The 26,789-nt window shown below is 70.2% G+C and carries 14 protein-coding genes; 6 read left to right on the top strand and 8 right to left on the bottom strand.

The genetic code is table 11. The annotated features are described in order from the left end of the window. Positions 1–37: 37 nt before the first annotated feature. The 3 genes from AB1K56_RS00290 to AB1K56_RS00280 form a co-directional block, all read right to left on the bottom strand. Positions 38–4,288, bottom strand: coding sequence for a DUF3418 domain-containing protein (locus tag AB1K56_RS00290; protein ID WP_371204058.1), 4,251 nt, complete (start codon positions 4,286–4,288; stop codon positions 38–40). Between the two features lie 55 nt (positions 4,289–4,343). Beyond that, positions 4,344–5,507: a glycoside hydrolase family 3 N-terminal domain-containing protein gene (locus tag AB1K56_RS00285; RefSeq protein WP_371204057.1), complete on the bottom strand. Its 1,164-nt coding sequence runs from the start codon at positions 5,505–5,507 to the stop codon at positions 4,344–4,346. A gap of 73 nt (positions 5,508–5,580) precedes the next feature. Then, on the bottom strand, positions 5,581–6,834 hold the full coding sequence (locus AB1K56_RS00280) for an LCP family protein (protein ID WP_371204056.1): 1,254 nt from the start codon (positions 6,832–6,834) through the stop codon (positions 5,581–5,583). 130 nt (positions 6,835–6,964) lie between these two features. Here AB1K56_RS00280 and AB1K56_RS00275 point away from each other — a divergent pair, with 130 nt between their 5' ends. From AB1K56_RS00275 to AB1K56_RS00255, 5 genes are all read left to right on the top strand, one after another. Next, a complete protein-coding gene (locus tag AB1K56_RS00275) occupies positions 6,965–7,801 on the top strand; it encodes an aldo/keto reductase (RefSeq protein ID WP_371204055.1) in 837 nt (278 codons plus the stop codon). Positions 7,802–7,820: 19 nt separating this feature from the next. Then, entirely contained in the window at positions 7,821–9,638 is a 1,818-nt protein-coding gene (locus AB1K56_RS00270; RefSeq protein ID WP_371204054.1) for a thioredoxin domain-containing protein, read from the top strand. A 235-nt stretch (positions 9,639–9,873) separates the two neighbouring features. Beyond that, on the top strand, positions 9,874–16,464 hold the full coding sequence (locus AB1K56_RS00265) for a PA14 domain-containing protein (protein WP_371204053.1): 6,591 nt from the start codon (positions 9,874–9,876) through the stop codon (positions 16,462–16,464). A gap of 5 nt (positions 16,465–16,469) precedes the next feature. Then, positions 16,470–17,063 carry a tetratricopeptide repeat protein gene (locus AB1K56_RS00260; RefSeq protein WP_371204052.1) on the top strand — a complete coding sequence of 198 codons (594 nt, stop codon included), beginning with the start codon at positions 16,470–16,472 and terminating at the stop codon, positions 17,061–17,063. 825 nt (positions 17,064–17,888) lie between these two features. Further along, a complete protein-coding gene (locus AB1K56_RS00255) occupies positions 17,889–18,488 on the top strand; it encodes a hypothetical protein (RefSeq protein WP_371204051.1) in 600 nt (199 codons plus the stop codon). Positions 18,489–18,622: 134 nt separating this feature from the next. On the opposite strand, the gene AB1K56_RS00250 is transcribed toward AB1K56_RS00255, so the two are convergent. Together AB1K56_RS00250 and AB1K56_RS00245 are read right to left on the bottom strand one after the other, a co-directional pair. Next, on the bottom strand, positions 18,623–19,384 hold the full coding sequence (locus AB1K56_RS00250; protein ID WP_371204050.1) for an AAA family ATPase: 762 nt from the start codon (positions 19,382–19,384) through the stop codon (positions 18,623–18,625). Between the two features lie 31 nt (positions 19,385–19,415). After that, complete coding sequence (locus tag AB1K56_RS00245; protein ID WP_371204049.1) at positions 19,416–20,987, bottom strand: dolichyl-phosphate-mannose--protein mannosyltransferase; 1,572 nt, start codon at positions 20,985–20,987, stop codon at positions 19,416–19,418. 23 nt (positions 20,988–21,010) lie between these two features. Here AB1K56_RS00245 and rsmI point away from each other — a divergent pair, with 23 nt between their 5' ends. Then, on the top strand, positions 21,011–21,829 hold the full coding sequence (rsmI, locus tag AB1K56_RS00240) for a 16S rRNA (cytidine(1402)-2'-O)-methyltransferase (RefSeq protein ID WP_264631713.1): 819 nt from the start codon (positions 21,011–21,013) through the stop codon (positions 21,827–21,829). An 84-nt stretch (positions 21,830–21,913) separates the two neighbouring features. Here rsmI and AB1K56_RS00235 read toward each other — a convergent pair whose 3' ends face one another. The 3 genes from AB1K56_RS00235 to AB1K56_RS00225 are packed head-to-tail and all read right to left on the bottom strand — an operon-like array spanning position 21,914 to position 26,707. Beyond that, complete coding sequence (locus AB1K56_RS00235) at positions 21,914–24,139, bottom strand: glycosyl hydrolase 53 family protein (protein ID WP_371204048.1); 2,226 nt, start codon at positions 24,137–24,139, stop codon at positions 21,914–21,916. A gap of 37 nt (positions 24,140–24,176) precedes the next feature. Further along, on the bottom strand, positions 24,177–25,076 hold the full coding sequence (locus tag AB1K56_RS00230; RefSeq protein ID WP_371204047.1) for a sugar ABC transporter permease: 900 nt from the start codon (positions 25,074–25,076) through the stop codon (positions 24,177–24,179). Further along, a complete protein-coding gene (locus tag AB1K56_RS00225) occupies positions 25,073–26,707 on the bottom strand; it encodes an ABC transporter permease subunit (RefSeq protein ID WP_371204046.1) in 1,635 nt (544 codons plus the stop codon). Before AB1K56_RS00225 ends, AB1K56_RS00230 begins: the two co-directional genes overlap by 4 nt. Between the last annotated feature and the right edge of the window lie 82 nt (positions 26,708–26,789).

The raw sequence follows: 26,789 nt of genomic DNA, 5'->3' as shown, positions 1-26,789 counted from the left end.
GCGGACCCGGGGATCGGAAGCGACGATCCCCGGCGACTCACGCGCCCTTGAGCGCCTTCGCGATGCGCTGCGGCGAGACCGGTTCGGCGGTGCCGAGGCGCTGGGCGAAGAGGCTCACGCGGAGCTCCTCGAGCAGCCACCGCGTCTGAACGAGGTTCGCGGGCGCGTCGGCGGGCAGGGGGATGACACCGCCCGCCTCCGTGAACGCGGTCGCGGAGCGCTCGTACTCGGTCATGCGCTGACGGTCGCGCCCGGGGTTGTCCGACAGGGTCGTCACGCGCTCCAGCGCCCCCGCGAGGTAGCGGGGGTAGTGCTGCAGGCGGTGCAGGCCGGTTCGCGCGAGGAACCCCGGGAAGATCAGCCCCGACACCTGACCCCGCACGTCGTTGAGCGCGCCCAGGAGCGTGATGGACGCGGCATCCTTCATCGCCCTCTCGACCTCGCGCTGCGCGAGCAGGATCTTCGCCGCGAGCGAGACCGTCTGGAAGGTGCGTTCGACCGAGACAGCCGAGAACGCATCCCGTACCCGCTCGAAGTCGGCCCTCGTGCGCACCACCCCGGTCGGCGCCTCGCGCAGCAGCACGTCGTCGGCCAGGGCCACGCGCGCATCCTCGATCAGCGCCTTCGCGTTCTGGTACGGGGATGCCGCGAGCGCGAGCTTCTCGTTCGCGGTGAGGTGGTCGAGGACGTAGGTGGCGGGGGAGGGGACCGCGAGCAGCATCAGGCGGCGGATGCCGGCGCGGGTGAGACGCGCGGCATCCTCGGGGGTGGCTTCGACGCGCAGGGTGACGCTGTCGCCGTCGTCGACGAGCGCCGGGTAGCCGCGCACGACACCGCCGGCGACCGGGGTGTCGACGACCTCGGTGAGCTCGTCGAGATCCCACGTGGTCAGCTTCCCGCGGGCGGCGAATGCGGGGGAGGCCTCGGCGACCTTCGCGGCCTTCTGCGCCGGTCGCGCGATGGTCGACTCCACGCTTGACCGGGCCTTGTCGGCCAGACGCCGCTGCAGGGCCCGGAGGTCGCGGTCGCTGCCGATCGCGCGGCCCCGGCCGTCGACCGCGCGGAAGGAGGGCAGCAGGTGCGCGGGCACCCGCCCGAGCTCGAAGTCGGCCGCGCTCACGCGCTGATTGGCGACCCGCTGCACCTGGGCCGCGAGGGCGTCGACGAGCGTCGTCTTCGGCAGCCCGTTCGCGTGCTCGGGCCCCTTCTCGGCGAGCTCGGCCGAGAATTTCTCGGCCCAGTCGGCCGCGGGCACGACGTTGCGGCGGATCGTCTTCGGCAGGGCGCGCAACAGGGCCGTGACGAGCTCGTCGCGCATGCCGGGCACCTGCCAGTCGAAGCCGTCCGGGCGCAGCTGCGCCAGCAGCGGCAGCGGCACGACGACCGTGACGCCGTCATCGGGCGCCCCCGGCTCGAAGCGGTACGCGAGGTTCAGCGTCTGATCGCCCTGGCGCCACCGCGCGGGGAACGCGCGGTCGTCGCCCTGCGCCCGATCGCCGGTGAGGTCGGACTCGCGCAGGTCGAGCAGGTGGGGCGTGCGGTGGACGGCATCCTTCCACCACGCCTCGAACGAGCGCACGTCGGTGACGTCCGCGGGGATGCGGGCGTTGTAGAACGCGAAGACCGCCTCGTCGCCGACGAGGATATCGCGGCGGCGCTCGCGCTCCTCGATCTTCTCGAGCAGGCGGCGCTGCTCGAGATTGCGGCGGAGGAACGCCGTGAGGCGCTTGTCGAGCACCGAGGGATCCCACTCACCCTCGACCAGCGCGTGGCGCACGAACATCTCGCGCGCGAGCGGACGGTCGAACCGCGCGAGCTGCACGCGGCGTCGCCCGACGAGCTCGACCCCGAACAGGGTGACCTTCTCGTAGGCCGCGGCGGAGCCGGCATCCTTCGACCAGTGCGGCTCGCTCAGCGAGCGCTTCACGAGGTCGGGGGCGAGCTCTTCCGCCCACGCGGGGTCGACCGCGGCGACCGTGCGGGCGAACAGGCGCGAGGTCTCGACGAGCTCGGCGGCCATGACCGCCGACGGACGCCTCTTCTTCAGCCCTGATCCGGGGAAGATCGCGAAGCGGGCCCCCCGCGCGCCGACGTACTCGCCTTTGACGGGGCGGGTCTCGCCGGGAGCCTTGCGGTCCTTGGCCTGCGCCATCGTGCGGGGATCCAGGATGCCGAGGTGCGACAGCAGCCCGGACAGGATCGCGCGGTGGATGGCGTCGCCCGCGGCGTGCCCCTCCGGCGCGGTGTCTCCGGAGCCTCGTCCCACTTTTGTCGGTGCATGTCCCACTTTTTGCGGGTGGGAGCCGCTCGCACCGGCCATCTGTGGGACAGGGTTCTTCGCGCCGCGCCCGGAGCCACCGTCACGCCCGCGCCCGCGCTCGCCGTCGCGCCCGGCACCGCCGTCGCCGCGCTCCGCGCCGAGCGACCGCAGCTGCCGGTGCACGTCCATCCACTCGCGCACGCGCACGTAGTTGAGGTGCTCGCTGCGGCACAGGCGCCGGAAGGCGCTCGAGCCGAGCTCGGCCTGCTTCTCCTGCAGGTAGTCCCACAGGTTCAGCAGCGACAGGAAGTCGCTCGTCGGGTCGGTGAACCGCGCGTGGAAGCGGTCGGCCTCCTCGCGTCGCTCCTCGGGACGCTCGCGCACGTCCTGGATCGACATGCCCGACACGATCGCGAGCACCTCCGACGTGACGTCGCCGCGCCGCGCCTCGATGAGCATGCGGGCGAAGCGCGGGTCGATCGGTAGCCGCGCGATCTCGCGGCCGATCTCGGTCAGGCGGGGGCCGCGATCGTCGCCGCGCCCGCGCGAGCGGTCTCCGCGGCCGTCCCGCTGCCGGGACGGGTCGCCGTCGCCGCGCACGTCGCGCTCGCGCTCCGACGCGGCGGCGGATCGCGACCCGGGCGCGGGCAGCTTCACCGCGCCGAGCTCCACGAGCAGGTCGAACGCCGCCTTCACGCCGCGCGAATCGGGCGGGGTGAGGAAGGGGAAGGCCTGGATGTCGCCGAACCCGAGCGAGAGCATCTGGAGGATGACGGATGCCAGCGACGTGCGCAGGATCTCGGGCTCGGTGTACTCGGGGCGCCGGGTGAAGTCGTCTTCGGAGTAGAGGCGGATCGCGACACCGGGCGAGGTGCGACCGGCGCGGCCGGATCGCTGCTGCGCCGACGCCTGCGAGACGGCCTCGATCGGCAGGCGCTGGATCTTGGAGCGGTTGCTGTACCGCGAGATGCGCGCGGTGCCGGTGTCGACGACGTAGCGGATGCCGGGGACGGTGAGGCTCGTCTCGGCGACGTTGGTGGCGAGGATGACGCGGCGGCGCACGCCCGCGACGGTGGAGCGCTCGAAGACGCGGTGCTGCTCCGCGGCGGAGAGGCGGCCGTACAGCGGCAGCACCTCGGTGGGGGCGGCGTCCTTCTGGTACGCCCCGCGGATGGCATCCGCCGCGTCGCGGATCTCGGCCTCGCCCGGGAAGAAGACGAGCACGTCGCCCGCGGGTTCCCGGTCGAGCTCCCGCAGGGCGGCGACGACGGCGCCGACCTCGTCGGCGTCGTCGCCCTCGCGCGCAGAACTCCTGACTTTCTGCGCCCCCGTCCCCGCGCGGCCGCGCGACGACGGGGCGGCGGGGCCGTCGGCATCCGGATCTTCAGGAGTTTCGTCCGCGCCGTCCAGCGGCCGGTACCGGATCTCGACCGGGTACGTCCGCCCCGACACCTCGATCACCGGCGCGGGCGTCGGCTCGCCGCCGGGCTCGGCGGGGGCGGCGGCGAAGTGCCGCGCGAAGCTCTCGGGGTCGATCGTCGCCGAGGTGACGACGACCTTCAGATCCGGACGCTTCGGCAGGATGCGACGGAGGTAGCCGAGCAGGAAGTCGATGTTGAGCGAGCGCTCGTGCGCCTCGTCGACGATGATCGTGTCGTAGCGGCGGAGCAGCCGGTCGCGGTGGATCTCGTTGAGCAGGATGCCGTCGGTCACCAGCGCCACGCGCGTGTCGGCCGACACCTTGTCGGTGAAGCGCACCTTATAGCCGACGGTCGAGCCGAGCGGCACCTGCATCTCGTCGGCGATGCGCTCGGCGATCGTGCGCGCGGCGATGCGGCGGGGCTGGGTGTGCGCGATCGAGGTGCGCCCCAGCTCGAGGCAGATCTTGGGCAGCTGCGTCGTCTTTCCCGAGCCGGTCGCGCCGGCGACGATCACGACCTGGTGGTCGCGGATCGCGCGCGCGATCTCGTCCCGCGCCGCGCTGACGGGCAGCTCGGGCGGGTAGACGATGACGGGTTCGACAGACACAGCCTTCCAGGGTATCGCTCGCGGGCCGGGTGCGCCGCCGGATCCGCGGGACGCGCTACGGCATGGCCGCCTTCTGGTCCAGGATCCGGCGGGCTGCGGCATCCACCTTCGCGGCGAAGGCCGGATCGGTCCGAGCGCGCGAGAGCACCGCCTGATGCATCTCGGGGTAGACCGAGGGGTCGGCCGAGACGAGCAGCAGGTCGACGCCGGCGTCGATCGCCAGGGTCGCGCGATCGGCGGGCGACCAGGGCTGCACCTGGCGCGCGGCGGAGAGGTCGTCGACCGTGACCACCCCGTCGAAGCCGACGCGGTCGCGCAGCACGCCCACCACCGCGGGCGAGAAGGCGGCCGGCGCCGAGGGGTCGATCTGCGCGTAGATCGCCGTCGAGAGCATGACCACCGCGTCTCCCTGCGGCAGCACCGCGGAGTACACGCCCACGTCGGGCCCGTCGGCGGTGACCGTCTGGTCGGTCACGCCGGTGGAGTAGTCGGTGTTGTCGTCGACGTGCCCCAGCCCCGGGAAGTGCTTGAGGGTCGGCAGCACGCCGCCGTCGCGCATCCCCGCGGCGAAGGCGCCCGACTTCGCGGCGACGGTCGCCTCGTCGTAGCCGTACTCGCGCGCCAGTTCGCCGATCGGGGGATTGGATGCCGCGAACTCGGCGCTCGTGACGATGTCGGCCACGGGCGCGAGGTTCATGTCCACCCCGGCCGCGGCGAGCTGGGCGCCCCAGGCTCCCGCGCTCGCGCGGAGAGCGGCGTCGTCGGACCGTGCCTGATCGAGCGCGGAGGGGATGCCGTCGAACCCCGGGCCCGACAGCACCTGCACGGTGCCGCCCTCCTGGTCGGTCGCGACCCACAGCGGGGGCCGACCGGCGGGCACCGTCGAGGTGAACCCGCTCACGAGCTGCGTGATCGCGTCGGTTCCGGCATCCGATCGCCCGTGCAGGAAGATCCCGCCGATGTGGTCGTTCTGCACCGCCGCGAGCGTCGTGGGGTTCGCCCCCTCGACGGAGGTGCCCACCATGAACAGTTGCCCGACCTTGTCTTCGAGGCTCATCCCCGCGAGCGGGTCGAGCGTGGGAGTGGGAGTGGGCGTCGGCGTGGAGGTGGGGGTGGGGGATGCCGAAGGGGTAGCGGGCGCGTCGGCGGCCGGTGCGCAGCCGGACAGGGCCAGCGCGGCGGTCGCCACCAGCAGCGGGAAGCGGGCGGGGGTCTTCACCCCTCGATGCTCGCCCATCGACCTGAACGTCCGGTCCCGGCCGGCGAGCTGCGTCCCGCCCGTCGGGACCTGCTCAGCCGTTGCCGGCCGAGCAGGTCGCCTGATCCGCCTTGGTGCCCTTGATGTTCTCGGGCAGTTCGACGACGGGCGCGGCGCTCGTGTCGGGGGAGGCACTGGCATCCGGGGCGGGCGTCTCCTCGGTCGGGGCGGTGGGCTCCTCCGTCGGTGCGGACGGATCGGCGATCACGCCGCCGTTGGATCCCTCGGCGCCCGTGATGGCGAGGGGGGCGTTGGCGGCGAGCGCCTCGAACAGCACCTGCGCCGAGGCCTCGTCGGGGACGACGCGGTTGCTGTCGTAGGGGTCGTCGACCACGGGGTACTGCACGAACGTGATGTCGGAGAACGGCACGTCCTTCAGCGTGTAGGCGAGCTGGGCGATGCGGACGGGGTCCGCGAGGCTCTCGCTCGGCTGGATGTTGTTCACGGCGGTGTTCGCCAGGCCGATGAGGGTGCCGGGGTTGGAGAGCACCTCGTCACTGCGCAGCTTGTTGACCAGTCGCGACATGTACTGCTGCTGGTTGCCGATGCGGGCGAGGTCGCTGCCGTCGCCGATGCCCTTGCGCGTGCGCAGGAAGGCGAGGGCGTCGAAGCCCTTCACCACGCGGGGTCCGGGTTCCCACTGGATGCCGGCATCCGGGTCGTCGATCCCCTTGCCGCCGATGCAGACTTCGATCCCGCCGATCGCGTCGGTGATGTTGACGACGTTGCCGAAGCTCACCTTCGCGGCGAAGGGGATGCTCTGCCCGGTCAGGTTCGAGATCGTGTCGGCGACGCAGGGCAGGCCGCCGTCCTCGTAGGCCGTGTTGATGGAGGCGCGATCGGTGCCGCCGAAGACCGTGCCGTCCGTCCCGACGCACTCCGGGATCGCGACCTGCAGGTCGCGGGGGAACGACACCACGGTCGCGCGCCGCGGGTTGGCCGAGACGTGCAGCAGCATGTTGACGTCGTTGCGTGCGCCGTCGTTCTCGGGGTCGGAGCACCGCGGTCCGAAGGCGGCCGCGACGACGTCGTCGCACTCGTCGGTGCCGACCACGAGCACCGTGAACGGTTCGGCGTATTCGCTGAGGGCGGGCGGCTCGGCCGGGGCGTCCTTGAGCGGGACCGCGGCCTCCTGCAGGCGGTTGGTCAGCGTCCACGCGTAGAAGCCGCCCACGGCCACCCCGGCCACGACGATCACGGCGGCGGCGATCGCGAGCAGGCTGAGGCCGCGGCGGATACCGGAGGCGGGCCGGCGGCGCGCGTGCTTCGGGGAGGGGGTGGCGTGCATGGGGTCAGTCAACCACGCGCGCGCGGGCGCGTCTCGGCGGCGGGCCGGTCGGGCCGGCGAGCTCGCAGCGCATGGGGGAGGGGCGTCAACCCCCGGCCCGGTGTCGCAGGGGGCTCCTAGGCTTGTCGTCATGACCGTTCCTTCTGTTCAGCTCAACGACGGAAACTCCATCCCCCAGCTCGGCTACGGCGTGTTCCTCGTGCCCGCCGACGACGCCGAGCGCGCCGTGTCGGAGGCCCTCGAGGTCGGCTACCGCCACATCGACACCGCCGCCATCTACAAGAACGAAGAGGGTGTCGGCCGCGCCCTCGCCGCGAGCGGCATCCCGCGCGACGAGCTCTTCATCACGACCAAGCTCTGGAACGACCGCCACGACGGCGACGAGCCGCTCGCCGCGATCGACGAGAGCCTGCAGAAGCTGCAGCTCGACGCCGTCGACCTCTACCTGATCCACTGGCCGACGCCGAAGAACGACAACTACGTGCACGCCTGGCAGAAGATGATCGAGATCCGCGAGGCGGGCAAGACCCGCTCGATCGGCGTCTCGAACTTCCTCGTGCCGCACCTCGACCGCATCGTCGCCGAGACCGGTGTGACGCCCGTGGTCGACCAGATCGAGCTGCACCCCGCCCTCAGCCAGCGCGAGATCGCGGCCTGGGGCCAGGAGCACGACATGCACATCGAGTCGTGGGGCCCGCTCGGCCAGGGCAAGTACGACCTGTTCGAGCTGCCCGCGGTGAAGGATGCCGCCGAAGCGCACGGCAAGAGCCCCGCCCAGGCCGTGCTGCGCTGGCACATCCAGCACGGCTTCATCGTGTTCCCGAAGTCGGTGCGCCGCGAGCGCCTCGAAGAGAACTTCGACCTCTTCGACTTCGAGCTCACCGCCGACGAGATGGCCGCGATCGACGCCGTCGACCCCGGCGACGGCTCGGGGCGCGTGGGCACGCACCCCGACGACCTCAACTGAGGTCGGCGCTCCCGCGCGCATGAACCGCCTCGCGAACGCCTCGAGCCCCTACCTGCGGGCCCACGCCGACAATCCCGTCGCGTGGTTCCCCTGGGGGCGCGAGGCGTTCGCGCTCGCGGCCGAGAGAGACGTCCCCGTGATGATCTCGATCGGGTACAGCACCTGCCACTGGTGCCACGTCATGGCTCGGGAGTCGTTCCAGGATGCCGAGACCGCCGGCATCCTGAACGACGGCTTCGTGTCGATCAAGGTCGACCGCGAGGAGCATCCCGACGTGGATGCCGCGTACCTCGACGCCGCGAGCGCGTTCACCCCGCATCTGGGGTGGCCGCTGACCGTGTTCGCGAGTCCCGAGGGGCGCGTCTTCTACGCCGGCACATACTTTCCGCCGACGCCCCGCCCACCGCAGCCGTCGTTCCGTCAGGTTCTCGCCGCGGTTCGCGAGGCGTGGACCGAGCGGCGCAGCGAAGTGGATGCCACGGGCTCCTCGCTGCGCGACGCTCTGGCCGCCGCGGCGACGGCGGCGGCCGACGCGGCGCCGACGCTCGATCAGCTCGCTTCCGCAGCGCGCTCCGTCGCGGCGCGCGAGGATCGCGAGTACGGCGGGTTCGCCGCCGGCCCCGCCTTCGAGACGCCGAAGTTCCCGAACACGCCCGTGCTGCGGTTCCTGCAGCACCCGGCGCTGAGCCCCGACGTTCCCGAGGCCGCAGACGTGGCATCCCGGGCCCTGGCGGCGATGGTCGCGTCCGACCTGCACGATCCCGTCGAGGGCGGCTTCTTCCGCTACGCCACGCGGCGCGACTGGAGCGTGCCGCACTACGAGCGCATGCTCACCGACAACGCCGGACTGGTCGAGGTCGCCCTCGCCGCGGGTGACGAGGCCGCCGCCGTCGACGCCGCCCGTTTTCTCGTCGACGTGCTGCAGCTGCCGTCGGGAGGGATCGCCGCGGCCCAGGATTCCGAGTCGATCATCGACGGGGTCCGCAACGAGGGCGGGTACTACCGCGTCGCCGACCGTTCCGCGCTGCAGCCCCCGGCTTTGGATGCCAAGGTCGTCACGGGATGGAACGGTCACGCGATCGCCGCCCTCGCCGCCGCCGGTGCGCGCACCGACCCGCGCTTCCTCGAGGCGGCGCGCTGGGCGGCCGACGCCGTGCTCGAGAGCAATGTCGCCGACGACGGCCTCCTCCGCCGCGCGTCTCTCGACGAGATCCGCTCCACCGCCCCCGCCACGCTCGAGGACTACGGCGGACTCGCCCGCGGTCTCCTCGCCCTCGCCCGGGCGACCGGCGAGGCGGCCTACGCCGCGCGGGCGCGCGCGTTGGTCGACCTGTGCCTCGGCGACGACGGCATCCACCCGCCCGGTGGGGGCGATGCCGTGCTCGTCGCGCAGGGAATGCAAGCGCACGGCGTGCCGAGCGACGGCGCGTCGCCCTCGGGGCCGTCGGTGTTCGCCGCGGCCGCCCTCGATCTGTGGCGTTTGGGTGCGGGGGAGCGCTACCGCGACGCCGCCGATGAGCTGGTGCGCGCCGCCGCCGATGTCGCCCTCGCGTCGCCGCTCGCCCACGGAGCGATCCTCGAGGTGGCCGCGGGGCTCGCGACCGCTCCCCGTCAGATCGTGGTCGTCGGCGAGAAGGATGCCGAGATCGCCGACGCCGCGCGTCGCGTCACCGCCGACGTGGTCGCGGTGGTGTCGCCCACGCAAGCGGAGGCGTTCGCGGCGGCGGGCTTCGAGTTGTTCGAGGGCAAGGTCGCACGGGGCGGCGAAGCCACCGCCTACGACTGCCGCGCGTTCGCGTGCGCCCTGCCGACGACGGATCCTTCGCGCGTGGTCTGACGCGCGTGGTCTGAGGCGGAAGCCGCCCGAGCTGTCACCGCGCTGATCAGCTCACGGCCCGGCGGGCGAAGGACCGACACGGCGACACGCGCCTTCGGGTGAAGTCGACGCAGAAGACCCCCGTCATTCCGCGGCTCGGGCCCGAACCTGGGAGTAACCGATGCCTAACCTCGGCGCAGCCTGAATCCTCGGGCGTCGTCGACCGCCACGCCGGCGGCCCTCCGGGGGTGGCATGTTGCTCTCTTCTCGTCTGTGGTTCGCGTCCCTGGTCACCGCAGTGGCGCTCGTCGTGGGAGTGGGCGTTCCCCTCGATGCCGCGACGGCCGTGACCCGTGTGCAGACCCCACCCGTCGATGTGCGTCCGGACGACGCCCCGGCACTGCCCTCCGTCGACGAGACGGCCGATGACCCCGATCTCCCGTCGGGGTCGTTCGACATACCCGATACCCCCGATGTCATCGAACCCGCGGAGGCTCCCGCGGCCGTCGAGCGTCCGCCGATCTCCGACGCGGTCGCGGAGTGGGAGAAGCGGTCCGTCCCGACGTCCGGACTGCGTCTGACCGACGAGTCGGAAGACAGCACCCGCTTCACGAGCGACTCCGGTTCGACCGTGACGCGCATCTCGTCGCAACCGGAACGAGCGCAGGCGGAGGACGGCGAGTGGGTCGACGTGAACACCGCCGTCTCTCGCGATGGGGACGGATGGAGGGTGAAGAACCACCCCCTCGATCCGGTCTTCCGCGGAGGAGCAGACGACACCCCGGCGGTGACCGTCTCGCGAGAAGGTCACGATGTCTCGTTCGAACTCCTCGGAGCTCAGGCGGGAGACGTCGTCGCGCCCTTCTGGTGGTGGGACGACTGGGAGGAGCTGACCTACCGCGACGTGTCGGGCACAGCTGACCTGGAGTATCGCGTCGAGCCGGGTGGGGTGAAAGAGAGTCTGGTTCTGGATGCCGCCCCCGCCCACCGTTCGGCGTGGACGTGGCGTATCGACGCCGGCTCGCTCACCCCGACCCTCGGCGAGGCGGATTCGGTCGTCTTCACCGACGCGTCGGGCGCAGAGGTCCTCATGATCCCCACCCCGATCGCCACCGATTCCAGCGGAATCGACGGGGAGAGCAGTGACGCCCAGGTCGCTTTGCGGGTCTCTTTGGGCAGAGCGGGCGATGGCTCGTGGCGCTACACGTTGCGCGCCGACCCGAAGTGGTTGCGCGATCCCGCGCGGGTGTACCCGGTGCGCATCGACCCGACCGTCATGAATCCGAATGGCGCCACCGCGTACAAGTCCGACGGCACCGTATGGCGTGGCGCCCAGATGATCGGGAACACCCGTGAGGGATCGCGCAACAGATACTGGCGATCGGTCGTCTCCTACGACTACGGCAACCTTCCCGGACAATTCATCGCCGCCGCCGGGATGGGGGTCGGCTATGACGGTCAGGGCACCACCTCGTGGCAGCAGGGCTGGGTGCAGCACGCCAGCGCCTTCTCCTACAACGGGATGGGCTCTCACCTCGGGTATTTCAACCTCTCCGGCGGGTGGTCCGACGTGGAGGGTGACGGCATCACCTCGAGGCTCGCGAACAACCTGCGCATCGGTGATCGCCCCGCGTTCATGATCGGCGGCTGGGAGGGCTCGTCGTACTCGATGAAGCGGGTGCAGTCTGCGCTGTGGGTCGAGTCGTGGGGGTATCCCTCGGTCGGAGGCTGGGGGCCGGCCGACGGAGGAACGGGAGTGTCACTGACGCCCACCCTGGGTCTGCGGGCCTCGAATCCGGGTAACCGACCACAGCAGTACGCATTCGAATTGGCCACCGACCCGGGGATGACGAACATGGTCGTCACGCGCGGCTGGGAGAGCGGAACGCAGTTCCAGATCCCTCCCGGCCTTCTGCGCACCGGAACTTCGTACTACTGGCGCGTGTCGCTCGTCGACGATCTGAACGGCCTGTGGGGACAGTCGACCTACCGCCAGTCTCCCGTATATAGCTTCCGCACCAACGAAGTGCCGCTCCCGGATGCCACGACGGCGTCGCCGGGTAGCCCTGTCACCGAGACGCCGGCCACCGTGACGACCCTGACTCCGACCCTTCGCGTCGGCGCCGTCTCCGACACCGACAGCGTCGGCGGTTCCATGAGCTACCAGTTCAAAATCGCCACCGGTCAGGACGCGCGATCGGGCGCCGTCGTGACGTCCGGGTGGGTCCGCGCCGAGAACGGCGTCGCCTCATGGACGGTGCCGGCGGGAACCCTGCAGGACGGCGGGGTGTACTCGTGGACGGTCACGACGAATGACGGCAGCGATACGCGCTGCGACAACGGGTGGGTCCGTCGCATCCGCGCCGATCTCCGCCTCGGCGCCTCAGGACCGTCGCCCTACGACACCGCCGGCGCGGTGACGACGAACCTGGCGAACGGCAACGTCAACGTCTCGTTCGCCTCGCCTACCGTCACGACCTTGGGCGGCGCGATGGGGATGTCGTTCACGTACAACTCGCAGGAGGTCCCGGGGTCGAACCGCGGCTTGGTGGGGGAGTACTTCGATGCTCGGATTGCCGGTGTCGAACCGACCGCCCCGAGCGGGTACACGTTCGAGGGGAAGACCCCGGTCCTCGTCCGCACCGATCCCGCGGTCTCGTTCCAGTGGGGTCTCGCCGCCCCCGGTGAGGCGCTACCGGTAAACCATTGGCTGGTCCGTTGGACGGGTTTCCTCGCCCTCCCGTCCGAGATCACGGGACGCGATGTGCGGTTCGGCGCGACGCATGACGATGGCATCCGCGTGACGTACGACGGTCGGAAAGTCCTGGAGAAGTGGCAGGGCGGGTCTTGGGTCACGCCGGGCGATACATCGACGAGGGCCGAGGGCGGAGCCAAGCCCATTCAGGTGGAATATTACGAAGAGACCGGCGACGCGCACGTCGACCTCTGGATCGAATACACGCCCGATGGTGCGTCGGCGCCCGTGCGCGTGAACGTTCCGCCGGATTGGTTCACCAAACGCGTCACGACGCTGCCGCAGGGGTGGGGGGCCTCGGTGCCGCTCGCAGGCGCCGCGGCGGCATGGGTCTCGGCGCAGGTCAGCGACGCGTCCGTCGTCCTCACGGACACGACGGGCAAAGCCCACACGTACACGAGGGCCTCCGCGGGTGGTTACACCGCTCCATCCGGTGAGTACGGCGTCCTCTCCCTCGACGGCAATGGATGGGTCGTCTTCACCGACGAAGACGGCACGGTCTACCACTTCACGAAAGAAGGACGGGTCGCCTCGGCGACGCCACCGGAGGACGTGCGCAAGGCCGCGGCGCCACAGGGCGTTCTGAATGCGAACGGGGTCACCACCGAGGTGGTCGACCCGGTGTCCAAGAGCGGGGATCAGTATCTGCGCAGAGTGGTCTTCGGTTACCAGAGCGGTGACCGCTCGTCGTGCCCGGAGCGATCCGGCGCGGGGTACGCCAAGGCCCCGGTCGACATGCTGTGCCGCATCTCGTACCCCGACGGCTCGCAATCGCACCTCTTCTACAACCTGAACGGACAACTCGCGGCGATCCTCGATCCCGGCGACGAGCTCACCCTCTTCGGCTATGACAGTGCGGGCGGTCTGCTGAGCCAGATCCGGGATGCCACGGCCAACGACAGCATCCCGGTTCCGGCGGCCGATGGCGACGACCCCGCCTCCACGCTCATCGCCTACGACGCCGGACGTGCGAAGTCGATTACGCTCCCCGCTCCCGACGGGAGGACGCGAACAGATCGTCCGTCACACACCTATACCTACGGGGAGGGCGCGACCAAGGTCGCCGTCGCCGGTCTCGAGGGGGTGTCGCAGACGGTCACCTACGACGGGGCGTGGCGGACGACATCGACGACCAGCGCGATGGGGGTGACCACCTCGCAGCGGTGGCATCCGACGAAAGATCTCGTCCTCTCGACGACGGATGCCGGCGGGCTGGCGTCGACGCGGGTGTACGACGCCCTGGACCGCCCGGTCGAGACGTACTCCGCAGCGCCGGCCGCGTGCTTCGGCGCCGACCGTCGTCCGGTGGCCGACGCGCAGAGCGTTCCCGGGTGCGGGGTCTCGCCCGCGCGGGCGACCACCGTGTACGACCAGGGGCTCCGCGGATTGCAGGTGGCGTACTACTCCAACACGAAGAAGCTCGCGGGTAAGCCCGATGCGTATGCACTCGGGGTGGGCGGCGCGGACGGTGCGTTCGAGAAGGACTGGGGCCTGGGGTCGCCTCTCCCCGGCACCGTTTCGGCGGACAACTTCTCCCTCCGGGCCACGGGTCTGATCACCTTCGCTCAAGCCGGGACGTATCAGTTGCGCACGGTGAGCGATGACGGGACGCGTGTGTGGCTGGATGACGTGCTCATGGTCGATCGGTGGGTCGATCAGGGGCAGATCCCCGCCGAGAGCCCGTCGTTCCAGGTCGGTCAGGGCGAGGTCCGGCGCGTCCGTGTCGAGTACTACGAGAACGGAGGCGGAGCTCGCGTCGACCTGCAGTGGAAGCCGCCGGGGGCGAGCGCGTTCGAGGTCGTTCCCGGGAGTCGTCTGCGTCCCGACTACGGTCTCGTGACGACGTCAACCGTGGAGGACTCCACGTCGGTCGCGGGTGCCGCGGCGCCCTCGATGGTCACCGAGAAGACGTATCAAGACCCCATCGTCGGCCAGGTCTCCGCGGTGACGGTCGACCCGGGCGGTCTGGGGCTGAAGAGCACCGCGACCTGGGAGACGGCGAACGGCTCGGGCTGGCTGCGGCAGAAGTCCAAGGCGCTGCCCGCGGCCGCGGCATCCGGATCGATCACGGATGCCAACAGCACGACGCGCGCGTACTTCGGCGACTCCGAGCAACTCGCCGAAGACACGTGCGGCGTGCCCGCGGGCACCCGTCAGTTCGGGATGGTGAAGTCGTCGACCGGACCGACCCCGGCGAGCGGTCCGGCGATCGTCACGTCGTACGTCTACGACGTGATGGGGCGCACGGCGGGAACGCGCGTGACGGGGGACACGGGGTGGTCGTGCACGACGGTCGACGCTCGGGGTCGCACGGTGAAGGAGGTCTCGGTGGGTGGCGCGGGGGTCGCGACCGACACGGTCACGACCTCGTACACGTCGACCTCTTCTGGTCTGACCGTGACGGTGGTCGGGTCGCCGGTGCCCGGGTCGAGTACGTCGGCGACCACGACGAAGACGGATCTTCTGGGTCGCGTGGTGTCGTACACCGACGTGTGGGGCGTCGTGACGACTCCCGAGTACCAGCCCTTGACCGGTCGGGTCCTGCGCGTGACGACGGCCGGCCCGGGCGTCCCGTCGTCGACGACGGCTTTCGCCTACGACCGTGACGGCAAGACGACCACGGTCACCTTCAACGGGCAGCAGTACGCGGCGTCGTCGTTCGATGCGAAGCAGCGGATCGCGCAGGTGTCGTACCTCGGCGGCTCGGCACTGGGGGTGTCCTGGGATGACCGACGCGGGACGATCGGGTCGCAGACCTGGTCGTTCCCCTCGTCACCGTCGATCATCGATGAGGTGTCCCGGTCGGCGGCGGGTCGGATCGTCCGCGAGAGCATCTCGCGGGATGGGCGGTCTTTCGACTCGACATACGGATATGACGCAGCGGGTCGTCTGGTGTCGGCGAAGATCCCGGGCCACGAGCTGACGTATGAGTTCGCATCGTCCGGCGGGTGCGGTCCGAGTGCGGCCGCGGGAGCGTCGGGGAATCGCACGCGATTCGTGGACGCTTACTCGGCGCCGGGGGCGTCATCGCCCTGGGTCACGACGACGCAGTACTGCTATGACGCGGCGGATCGTGTGCTGGCGAGTTACGTGTCGAACCCGGTGCCGGGTGCGTCGCAGATCGTGGACGGGTTCAACACGGATGAGATCTCGTACGACGTGCGGGGCAATACGACGCGCTTGTCGAATCTGTTGTTGTCGTTCGACGCGGAGAACCGTCATGTCGGGACGCGGACGTATGCGGGCTCATTGGTGTCGGTGGTGCGGGATGGTTCGGGTCGTGTGGTGTCGCGGACGGTGGATCCGGCGGGTGATGCTCCGGCGGTGACGTCGCGGTATGTGTATGCCGGGGCGGGTGATTCTCCGTGGGCGGTGGTGTCGGGGGATGCCGGGGTGACGGTGTTCTTGTCGTTGCCGGGTGGGGTGACGGTCGATGTGCCTGTCTCGGGTGCGGTGGTGTGGTCGTATCCGTCGTTGCAGGGGCACACGCTCACGACGGGGGACGGTTCAGCGGCGTCGGGGGTTCAGCTGTTCGATCCGTTCGGTCAGCCCGTGGATCCGGTGACGCTGGCGATCGGAACGGCCGCGGCCGACGGGTCGGGGGCGGTGAGCGGTACTTCTGGGTGGCATCAGGGGGCGCAGAAGCTCGTCGATACGACCGAGGCGACCCTGTTGGTCGAGATGGGTGCTCGGTTGTATGTGCCGGCGTTGGGCCGGTTCTTGCAGGTGGACCCGGTCGAGGGCGGGGTCGATAACGACTACGTCTGGCCGACGGATCCGATTGGGAAGAACGACCTGAGTGGAAATTTCGCCCTTGCCGCGGCCGCGCCGCTACTTGCGTTCGGACCGTGGGGGTGGGCGGCGCTCGCGGCTGTGGTTGTCGTGGTCATCCTGGTTTCGATCGCTTCGACGCCGAACTTTCAGCGCGGGATAGGTACCCTGTTCGCGCGTAGGCGCGAAAACTCGGAGTCGAAAGAACATGCGAAGAATGCCAGGCCATCGTCGCTCAATAAGCATCAGAAGGGACAGGCTCGCAAAGGGCAGCGCTACACGGACAAAAAGCGTCAGCGACCGAATTGGAACCAGCGATAGAGAAAATGGATTTTCATATGGAAGACCGGGAACGGGGTCGGCGGCCCGAGCCAGCAAGCGTTGCGCTCACGTCTCTGGAGGAGAGGGCGAGGCTTGAGTACGAGAGCGGCAACTACTCCGTGGCCGAAAGGCTCATGCGTTCTGCTGTCGAGCTCGACGGTGCGGACGCTTCCACATACTTCAATCTCGGCCAGATTCTCTACGCTTCCGGCGACTACCTCGGTGCTATTGAGGCATATGGTCTTTCGGTTGACGAAGTCGACGACGCGCTTCTAAATCGGGGTCTATGCTGGGAGATGGTCGGCGAATTCGACAAGGCTCGCGCGGACTATTTGTCAGTCCTGCGGGCGCACGAAGACGATGTAGATGCCTTGGTGAACGTCGGGACCCTCGAGTTAGGCGAGGGAAACATCGAACTCGCAAAGAAATACCTTCTGCAGGCCGCGGCGCTCGACGAGAAATGCAACTGGCAGCTGGCTGATGCGTTTCTGGAGGACGGAGACTTTCGGCGAGCGGAGAGGGCCCTTGAGCTAGCTTTGAAAGCTGGCGAAAGCCGAGCTTGGTTGCAGCTGGAGGAACTCAGGGGAAGGATGAGCTGAGATCCGGATGGCGCCTGCGAAATCCGAAGCGCAATTACTCCTCAGGTGGGCGGTTCTGAAGACTCTTGAATGAAGGTCCGCGTGCGGTCGGGGCACTGATCGCTTCGACCGCGGCGGTGCGATGTCGAGACAGCGAAGGACTTGACCCCACACGCGCCATCGCTGCTCAAGATCCCCTCGTGACCGACGTCGGATCACGTTCGATCTCTCTATTTTCGACGAGGACGCAGGCGCACATGCGCCCCGATTGCCACCGCGCACGGAAAATCCACGGCAGCTTGCGGTCTGATACCGCTCCTTCTTGGAAGCCGTCTCATGTCGTACGATGACATCTTGAGAGATGTCTCCGACGCAGTCTTGGTGTGTACCGGATGCGTGACCGTAGATTTGCTATTTCGGCCGAGACGGCGGGTATCGCGGAAGTCTTCTTTGTGAAGTGTCAGACCTGTCTCCTCAGTTCCCCTGAGAATCTCGATCAATGGCGTGATGATGGCAGGTCTTTCCACGTTGATGCAGGAGCATGTTTGTCAGGGATTGCTGAAGCAGAGCGGTCGCGAAGCTGAATGGAGAATCAGTCAGGTTCCTTGCGGCCACCGATCTCAAGGCTGTTCGCCTGAAACCCGACGTGTCGGGTATCCGAAATCGTCCTCCGTGTCGACGAGGACCGTCTCTCCCCTCGCCGGGTGAATCGCGGGACGAACTTGACAGCCGACTGCGGCGTTTGCGTCCGGTCGGCGGCAAACGTCCAGCGGTTAGATGAGCCACACTCGGACCGTCCGTACGCACGCCACGTCACCCGCGACGCAGGCATTCCGGGAGGTACCTGTGGCATCCGAACTCCGTTCCACCATCGTGACGGTGATGTCGTCGTGCGCGCTTCTGCTCACGCTCGCGCTCCCGGCCGAGGTCGCGCACGCTGAGACGGCACCGACGACGCCGACGGAGTCCTCGGTCTCGGACGACAACGCTCCCGACGTCGCCCCGGGAAACGAACCGTTCACGCCCCCTCAGATACCGGAGGGGTCTTTCGACATTCCCGACGCAGTGGTGTCGCCGGCGCCGCCCTCGGTGGAGCCGATCGTTCGCCCGCCTGTCGGCGATGCCGTGGCGACGTGGCGCGGCAGTTCCCCGTCGCCGGAAGTTCTCGACGCACTTCGCCGGTCTCAATCGTCGAAGGCGGATCACACGTCGTCCTCCGCCGAATCCGGCGAAGCGATGACGAAGCCGCAATCCACGGTGGATGGCCAGATCAAGTCGCGCGGGGTGGAGACGCGTCTCCGACACGCGCGTCTGCAGCGAGAGCGCAGTATGTTCCTTCGCCGCTTCTGCGCAGGAGGCTCTGGTGCGACCTCAGAAATCGGAGGAGGTCGCTGTCGACCGTCTTCTGGTGGCCCGCGCCCGTCGATGAAGATGCTCGTCGACTGAGCCGCTCCGGAACACACTCCTCCGCGGCTCTCGCACAAACCGAGCGGACGTCTGAAAATCCCGCGGCCTCCTCGAGGAACCTCGCCCCGTCGCACCCTCCATCGCCACCCGCCCCCCTGTCGGAGCCCGCAGCGTCACTCCAGGAGGTGCCGCAGGAACCTCCTCGGCGCCTCCAGGAACCCCCGCTGCAAGCGCACCAGCTCCAGGTCGTCCCACGTGCTCTCGCGGATGCCCCACTCGCCCAGCTCGAGGATCGTCGCTCCCGGCAGAGCGGCGAGCACGGGGGAGTGGGTCGCGCAGATCACCTGGGTGCCGCGGGAGCGCATGCGATCGAGCGAGGCCAACCAGCGCAGGGTCGATGAGAACGACAGGGCGGCCTCGGGTTCGTCGAGGCAGGCCAGCCCCGCGACGTAGCGTTCGTGGTCGAGGGCCTCGTCGAGCAGGCTGTTGAACGACTCGCCGTGGCTCATCGCGTGCAGATCGCGGGCGCCGTCGCGCAGGTCCTCCCGCCACGAGTAGTAGCCGTGCATGGTCTCGGCGCGCAGGAAGAACCCCCAGCGCGGAGCGCGGGGGCTGCGCTCGATGCGCAACCAGTCGCTCAGCGGGCTCTCGGTGCGACGGGTCTCGCCGCCGCCGTTGGTCGATCCGCCCTCGGCGGGCAGTCCCGCGGCCTCCGCGATGCCCTCGATGAGCGTCGATTTGCCCGACCCGTTCTCCCCGACGAGAAAGGTCACGCCGGGGCCGAACTCCCATCCGTCTCCGGCGGCGACGTCGAGGAACTGCGCCACCGCGGGGACGGTCGCAGGCCACGCGTCGCGATCGACCGGGGCGTCGGAGAACAGCCTGACCCGCTGCACCGGCCGCGGGTCGTGCAGCCAGTCGTCGCCTCGTGTCACGCTCGCCCCCTCGGCATCCGTCCCGATCCGGTCAGATCCAGGTGGGCAGCCAGTTGTGCAGGCGCCAGAACTCGTACGGCACGGGAAGTCCCGCCCAGACGGGGTACCAGAACGCCGAGACGACGACGCACAGCGCGAGGAAGGCCAGCACGACGATCTGCCCACCGGCGCGCGAGCCGCCTCTCACCCCCCGCGCGATCTCTCGCAGCGCGAAAGCCAGCGCGAGCACGAGGAAGGGCAGCATCGCGACGGTGTAGAACTGGAAGATCGTGCGCTCGGGGTACAGCAGCCACGGCACGTAGGTCGCCGCGAGGCCCGTCAGAACGAGGGCGTACCGCCAGTCGCGGACCATGACGAAGCGCACGAGCAGGAAGAAGGATGCCGCGACCCCCGCCCACCAGATGATCGGGTTCGCGATGCTCGAGATCGCCTCGGTGCATCCCGTGGGAAGCGTGCAGCCGTTGACGCCCGCGTCGTCCTGGTGCCAGTACATCGAGGTGGGACGGATGAGCAGCGGCCACTGCCACGCGGGGCTCGCGTAGCTGTGCGGGGTGACGAGCCCGACGTGGAAGGTGTACATCTCCTGGTGGTAGGCCCACAGCTGTCGGAGCGGCTCGGGCACCCACCCCCAGATGCCCGTCGCGGCGACCGGGGTGCCGCGCATCCACCCGCCGTTCGTGAACAGCCAGCCCGACCAGCTCGACACGTACACGACGACGGCGACCGGCACGAGCAGCACGAACGACACGAGGCCCTGGCGTACGGCATCCATCGGCCACTGGCCCACGCCCGCCCGGCGACGCGCGAGGGCGTCGGAGACGACGGCGTAGATGCCGACGGCGGCGATCACGTACAGTCCCGACCACTTCACGGCGGTGGCGGCTCCCGCGGCGGCGCCGGCGGCGAGCAGCCACGGGCGGTTCCACAGGATCGGTCCCCACATCGGGGGCTCGCCCCCGCGCGCGGCGACGAGGGCCGCGAGCCGCTCGCCCGAGCGCCGGTGGTCGAGGGCGACGAACCAGAACGTCAGCACGACGAAGAACGTCAAGAAGATGTCGAGCAGCGCGATGCGGCTGAGCACGATCCCGAGGCCGTCGATCGCGAAGAGTCCGGATGCCACGGTGGCCAACGGGAGGGAACCCGTGAGCGTGCGCGCGAAGAGGTAGATCACCAGCACGGTCAGCGTGCCGAAGACGGCGGCCGAGATGCGCCAGCCGGTGGCGGAGTCGGGTCCCAGAAGGGCCATGCCCGCCCCGATGAGGATGCGACCGAGCGGGGGATGCACGACGTAGCTGCCGATGCCGGTGAACACGTCGGTGTCGCCCGCTGCGAAGCTCGCGTCGGCGCCATCGGGCCACGTGGAGGGGAAGCCGAGCACCCACTGGCTCCACGCGTCTTTGACGTAGTAGGTCTCGTCGAAGACCAGCTGGTGCGGATTTCCGATGTCGATGAGACGGAGCACCGCGGCGAGGAGGGTGACGAGGGTCGGAGCGAGCCAGCGCCACAACCGCATGCCCCGCGGGGTCGCGAGCAGCGCGTCGCGCCAGCGATCGAGTCGCGTCCGCTCGGCGGCGGGGAGCAACGGAGGGACGGCGGTGGTCACGGCCCCCAGCCTAAGGTGGAACGGTGATCATCCTCGCGGCGACCCCCATCGGCAACCTGGGCGACGCCTCGAAGCGTCTGATCGAGGCCCTCGAGAACGCCACGGTGGTCGCCGCCGAAGACACCCGCACGACGCAGCGCCTGCTCGCGGGTCTCGGCGTCGAGAACCGCCCGCGCCTGATCGCCCTGCACGACCACAACGAGAAGGACCGGGCGGCCGAACTCGTCGAGCTCGCCCGCGAGGACGACCTGCTCGTGTTGAGCGACGCCGGGATGCCGACCGTCAGCGACCCCGGCTTCGGGCTCGTCGCCGCAGCGGCCGCCGCGGGGGTCACGGTCACCGCGATCCCCGGGCCGAGCGCGGTCGTGACGGCGCTGGCCGTCGCGGGTCTCCCCACGGACCGGTTCGCCTTCGAGGGCTTCCCCCGTCGGAAGCCCGGCGAGCGTCGCAAGGCTTTCGCGCAGCTCGCCTCGGAGGAGCGGACCCTCGTGTTCTTCGAGTCGCCGTCGAGGCTGGCATCCACTCTCGACGACCTCGCCGCGGCCTTCGGCGCCGACCGTCCCGCCGCGGTCTGCCGCGAGTTGACGAAGCTCTACGAAGAGGTCAGACGCGGAACGCTCGCCGATCTCGCGGCCTGGGCGGCCGAGGGCGTGCGCGGGGAGATCGCGATCGTGGTGGGCGGTGCGTCGGCGCGCGAGGTGGCGTTCCCGGATGCCGTGACCCAGACCCTCGAACTCGTGCGCAGCGGGACGCGGCTGAAGGAGGCCGCCGCCGAGGTGTCTTCTCAGACCGGGCACTCGTCGCGCGAGCTCTACCAGGCGGCACTCGCGGTCAAGCGCTGAGCGTGCCGCCGGTGTGAGGGGCCGGGGCGCATCGCCGCGTGCGCAGCGCGGCGACGTCGTCCGACCCCTCACCCGAGCGGCCCCTCAGGAGCGGCGGCGACGTCGCCGCAGCACGGCGCCGGTCGCGAGCGCGAGCACGCCCGCGGCGAGCAGACCGAGCGGAACGCTCGTTCCGGTCTCGGCGAGCCCCGGTCCCGCCGCCGAGCCCGGGGCGGTCGCGGCGCTCGGCGCGGCGGGAGCGGGTGCCGGACCGCTCGGCAGGGGAGTGGGCGCGGGCTCCGTCGGTGCGGGCGTCGGAGCCGGGGTGGGCTCTCCGGGCGTCGGCTCCCCGGGCGTCGGCTCACCGGGCGTCGGCTCTCCGGGGTCCCCCGGGGCGGGGATGGGGTCGCCGACGCGCTCGAGCACGAGGTCGTCGATGGTGCCCCACGCTCCGGCGGGGAGGTCGGCATCCACGCGAACCGTCAGGGCCTCGCCCTCGGCGATCTCGATCTCCGCCGTGCGCGGCTCCGACCACACGCGCCAGCCGGCCGCGGTGAACGGGGCCGTGGCGCTGTCGTCGTTCGAGGTCAGCGAGAGGGTCGCCGAGCCGTCGCCGAACGCGCCGCCCTGCAGAGCCCCCGCCGCGACGTAACGGCCGGCGGGCAGGCCCTCGACCCGCTGCGCGAGCGAGAGGGTCGCGGCGGCGGCGGCGAAGAAGTGCGCGGAGCGTTCCCCGGAGCGCGGGTCGTCGGTCGCCCGCAGCGACAGGGGGCCCTCGACCGACCACATCGAGACGTCGTCCTGCTCGAAGCCGGGGTTCGTCAGCAGGTTGACCGCCGAGACGGTCACGACGGCGAGGGCGGCCGCCCCGGTGTCGGTGGTACCGGCGATCTCGAAGACGCCCGGCACCGAGAGATCGGGCAGGGGCGACCAGGTCACGCGCCGCTGCTCGCTCGTCCCGTCGCTGAAGCGGACGGTGACCTGCGCGGGCAGCGTGACCGCGTCACCGACGGTCACGGACAGCCGCACGGTGTCGACGCCGGTCACCTCGCGGGGCGCCACGGCGCCGGTGCGGACGTAGGCGAAGGTGCGCAACGACTCCAGCGGCGTGCCGTCCACGTCGAAGAGCGACTGGTTGTCCCAGGCCGATCCGCCGAAGTACTCCCCGGCGTCTTCGGGGTCGTACTCGCCCGCGAAGCTCGTCGCCCAGCCCGAGCCGTCGCGCTCCCACAGCACGCGGTTCTGCGCCAGCTGGTCGGGCGAGCCGACGGGCAGCCACGCGGGCTCCCAGTAGTAGGCGCCGATACCGGCGTCGCCCACGTCGGCGACGGCCTGGACGACGTCGTGCAGCGCCGTGGCCTGACCCTGCACGCTCACCGGGTAGGCCTCGGCCTCGGAGGCCGTGTCGATCACGTCGGGGTGACCGTCGGCGTCGTCGAGAGTGCGCACCCACGACGTCTCGGCGACCATGACCTTCTTGTCGTAGGTGTCGGCGACCTGGCGCAGCACCGCGGTGAGGTTCTCGGTCGTGCCGTGCCAGAACGGGTAGTACGACGAGGCGAAGACGTCGTAGTCGACGTCGTTCGCCGCCAGCTCCGCGGCGTACGCCGCGTAGTGGCCGGGGCGCTCGGGGTTCGTGACGTGCACGGCCACGAGGGCGTCGGGCGCGATCTCGCGAACGGCGGCGGCTCCCGCCGAGAACACCCTCGCCATGTCGGGCCAGCCGGTCACCCCGGCCACCCCGCCGTTGGTTTCGTTGCCCACCTGCACGAGCTGCACGTCGACGCCCGCGGCGACGAAGGCCGACAGTGCATCGCGCGTGAAGTCCTCGACCGCGGCGGCGGTCTCGGTGGCATCCATCCCGGCCCACGCCTTCGGGGCCTTCTGCTTGGCGGGGTCGGCCCAGAAGTCGGAGTAGTGGAAATCGACGGCGACGCCGAGACCCGCGGCGGTCGCGCGCTCGCCGATCTCGACGGCCCGGTCCACACCGACGTTGCCGCCGCCGTACCCGCGGCCCGCAGCGTCGAACGGGTCGTTCCACACCCGCACGCGCACGTCGGTCACGCCGTGGTCGGCGAGCACGGCGAACAGGTCGGCCGGGGTGCCGTCGTCGTCGCGGAAGACCACTCCCGACTCCTCGAGCGACAGCACCGACGATACGTCGACACCGAGGGCGAAGTCGGATGCCAGGTTCTCGACGCGGGGGACGGTGATCCCCGCCTCGATCGGCTCGTCAGCGGGTACGGCCTGAGCCGCCGTGAGGGGCGCCACCGCGAGGGCAGCGCCGAGGGTCAGGGCCGCGAGGGCCGTGGGGCGGGGGTGTTTCGGCATCCGGATCTCCATCGATCGAGGACGGGGCGGTCGGGGCTCAGCCCTTGACCGACCCCTGGGTGAGGCCGCCGACGATGTAGCGCTGCAGCGACAGGAACAGGGCGAGGACCGGGATCGAGGCGAGCACCGAGCCCGCCGCGAACAGGCCCCACCGGGAGGTGAGCTGATTCGAGACCCACTGGTACATGCCGACGGCGAGCGTCCAGTTGTCCTCGGAGACGAGGATGATGCGCGCGAGGATGTAATCGCCGAAGGCGGCGATGAAGGCGAGCAGGGCCACGACCGCGAGGATCGGCGTCACGAGCGGCATGATGAGCCGCCAGAAGATCTGCGCGTGGGTCGCGCCGTCGATCTTGGCGGATTCGTCGATCTCGATCGGAATCGTGTTGAAGAAGCCGTACATGAGGAAGGTGTTCGCTCCCAGCGCGCCGCCCAGGTAGACGCAGATCAGCGCGAGCTTGCTGTTGATGCCGAGCGCGGGGACGATCTCGCCGATGGTCAGCAGCATGAGGAAGATCGCCACGAAGGCCAGCGCCTGGGGGAACATCTGCACGATCAGCAGCCCCGTGAGGCTCGCCCGCCGCCCCGAGAAGCGGAAGCGCGAGAACGCGTAGGCCCCCGCGGCTCCCATCAGCACCGCGCCGACCGAGGCGACGCCGCCGACGAGGAGGGTGTTGCCGACCCACGTCCAGTAGCTCGTGCCCGCGAGGGCGGCGTAGTTGGAGAAGTCGACCGCCGAGAAGAGGGCGCTCGACGACGCGAGGCTGCCGCGCGGGTTCAGCGAGGCCGACACGACGTAGACGAGGGGGAACAGTGCGTAGAAGGCCACGAGAGCGGCGACGGGGTACTTCCAGCCGACCTCGGCGAGCCACCGGCGCTTCTTCGCGGGGGTGGCGCGAGCGGCGTCGCGCCCGGTGCCGCGTGCGGTGACGGTCATGCGAACTCCTCCAGCTTGCGGGTCTGACGGAAGGCCAGCGCCGAGATGGCGCCGACGACGACGAACACGACGATCGACAGGGCGCTCGCGAGGCCGTAGTCGGCGGCTCCGCCCGAGACGCCGGAGATGTCGTAGATGGCCGAGATGAGGATGTCGGTCGAGCCCAGCGCGTAGGGCGCTCCGGGTATCGCCGGCCCGCCGTTGTTGAACATGTAGATGACGGTGAAGTTGTTGAAGCTGAACGCGAACGACGAGATCGCCAGCGGCGCGGTCGAGACCAGGAGCAAGGGCAGCACGATCGAGCGGAACGAGCGCCACCGGCCGGCCCCGTCGAGCTGCGCCGCCTCGAGGGTGTCGGAGGGGAGGGCCTGCAGGGCGCCGGTGCACACGAGGAACCAGTACGGGTAGCTGAGCCACACGTTCACCCACAGCACGGCGAGCTTGGCCAGGACGGGGTCGCCGAGCCAGTTGATCGGCAGGCCGAAGAAGAAGACGTCGTTGATGACGCCGAACTCGGAGTTGAACATGCCGCGGAACAGCAGCGCCGACATGAACGCGGGGAACGCGTACGGGAGGATGAACAGGGTCCGCAGGAACTTGCGCGCCCGCACCCGCGGGTCGTTGAAGATCAGCGCGAAAAGCAGCCCGAGGCCGAAGCTGACCACGACCGACAGGATCGCGAACGCGAAGGTCCACCCCGTGACCGACAGCAACGGTTGTAGCAGGGCGCCGTCGGTGAAGACGCGCAGGAAGTTCTCTAACCCGACGTTGACGTACCACCCCGTCGGCAGGCTCTGCCCGTCCGCCGATGTGAAGGTGCCCCGGTCGGTCGCGGCGTAGACCGTGCCGGTCGAGGTGTCGGTGATGGTCTGGGCGTTCTCGTCCCAGACGAGGGTCGAGGTGTACACGGTCGCGGTCGACCCGTCGCGCGTGCGCAGGGCCCCGTCGTTGGGGTCGTCCGACAGGGGGACCCGCAGCGCGGCGGCCGTGCTCTGCAGCTCGGGATCGGTGAGCAGCTCGGCGCGGGGGACCACGGTCCACCCCGCGACCTCGGTCGGCGCTCCATTGCGTCCGACGGCGCCGTCGACGGTGGTGAGCGGTTCGTCGGGGGTTCCCACGCGCACGACGTCGTCGTCGGCGATGGCGAGGCCGTACTGGCCGAGGCGCTCGACCACGACCATGGGGTAGCTGGGCGAGTCGTCGACCCGGCGCTCGCCCTGGATGAGGGTGGCATCCACCGCCTGCGACTGCGAGCCGGCGTGACCGGTGCCGTAGTTGGTGAAGGCGATATAGGCGGTGTAGCCGAAGATGAAGACCTGGAACGCGAAGAGGAAGATCAGCCCGGGCAGCAGGTACTTCAGCGGCAGGGCGCGACGCGTGAAGTAGACGACGTCGGCGGCGACGAGCAGGACGGCCGTGATCGTGGCCAGCAGCCACGAGTCCGCACCGACGGCGGTGAGGATCGTCAGGATGCCGAAGGCGTTGACGATCGCCATGATCGCGAGCTTCACGAGGAAGCCGACGCCGACGCCCCGCCACGCGCGGGCGTGCGACTCGCGGCGGTGTGCCGGCAGGGGTGCGGGGGCGGTGGGGGCGGCGCCCGGGGGCGCGACGGGTGGGGTGACCGACATGGATGCTCCGGATTCGTCGGGACGGTGCGGTGCGGGGCCGGAGGGGCCCTGCGGTGTGGTGCGGCACAGTGCACTGCCGCAC

The organism is Microbacterium sp. BWR-S6Y (assembly GCF_041379845.1).
Classification (GTDB): Bacteria; Actinomycetota; Actinomycetes; order Actinomycetales; family Microbacteriaceae; genus Microbacterium; species Microbacterium hydrothermale.
This window is presented reverse-complemented; position numbering and strand designations above follow the sequence as displayed.

Bases quoted from the DNA above. Each gene is read 5' to 3' on its own strand.
- AB1K56_RS00280 (WP_371204056.1), bottom strand. From the start codon at position 6,834: ATGCACGCCACCCCCTCCCCGAAGCACGCGCGCCGCCGGCCCGCCTCC.
- AB1K56_RS00275 (WP_371204055.1), top strand. From the start codon at position 6,965: ATGACCGTTCCTTCTGTTCAGCTCAACGACGGAAACTCCATCCCCCAG.
- AB1K56_RS00270 (WP_371204054.1), top strand. From the start codon at position 7,821: ATGAACCGCCTCGCGAACGCCTCGAGCCCCTACCTGCGGGCCCACGCC.
- AB1K56_RS00260 (WP_371204052.1), top strand. From the start codon at position 16,470: ATGGATTTTCATATGGAAGACCGGGAACGGGGTCGGCGGCCCGAGCCA.
- AB1K56_RS00235 (WP_371204048.1), bottom strand. From the start codon at position 24,139: ATGCCGAAACACCCCCGCCCCACGGCCCTCGCGGCCCTGACCCTCGGC.
- AB1K56_RS00230 (WP_371204047.1), bottom strand. From the start codon at position 25,076: ATGACCGTCACCGCACGCGGCACCGGGCGCGACGCCGCTCGCGCCACC.
- AB1K56_RS00225 (WP_371204046.1), bottom strand. From the start codon at position 26,707: ATGTCGGTCACCCCACCCGTCGCGCCCCCGGGCGCCGCCCCCACCGCC.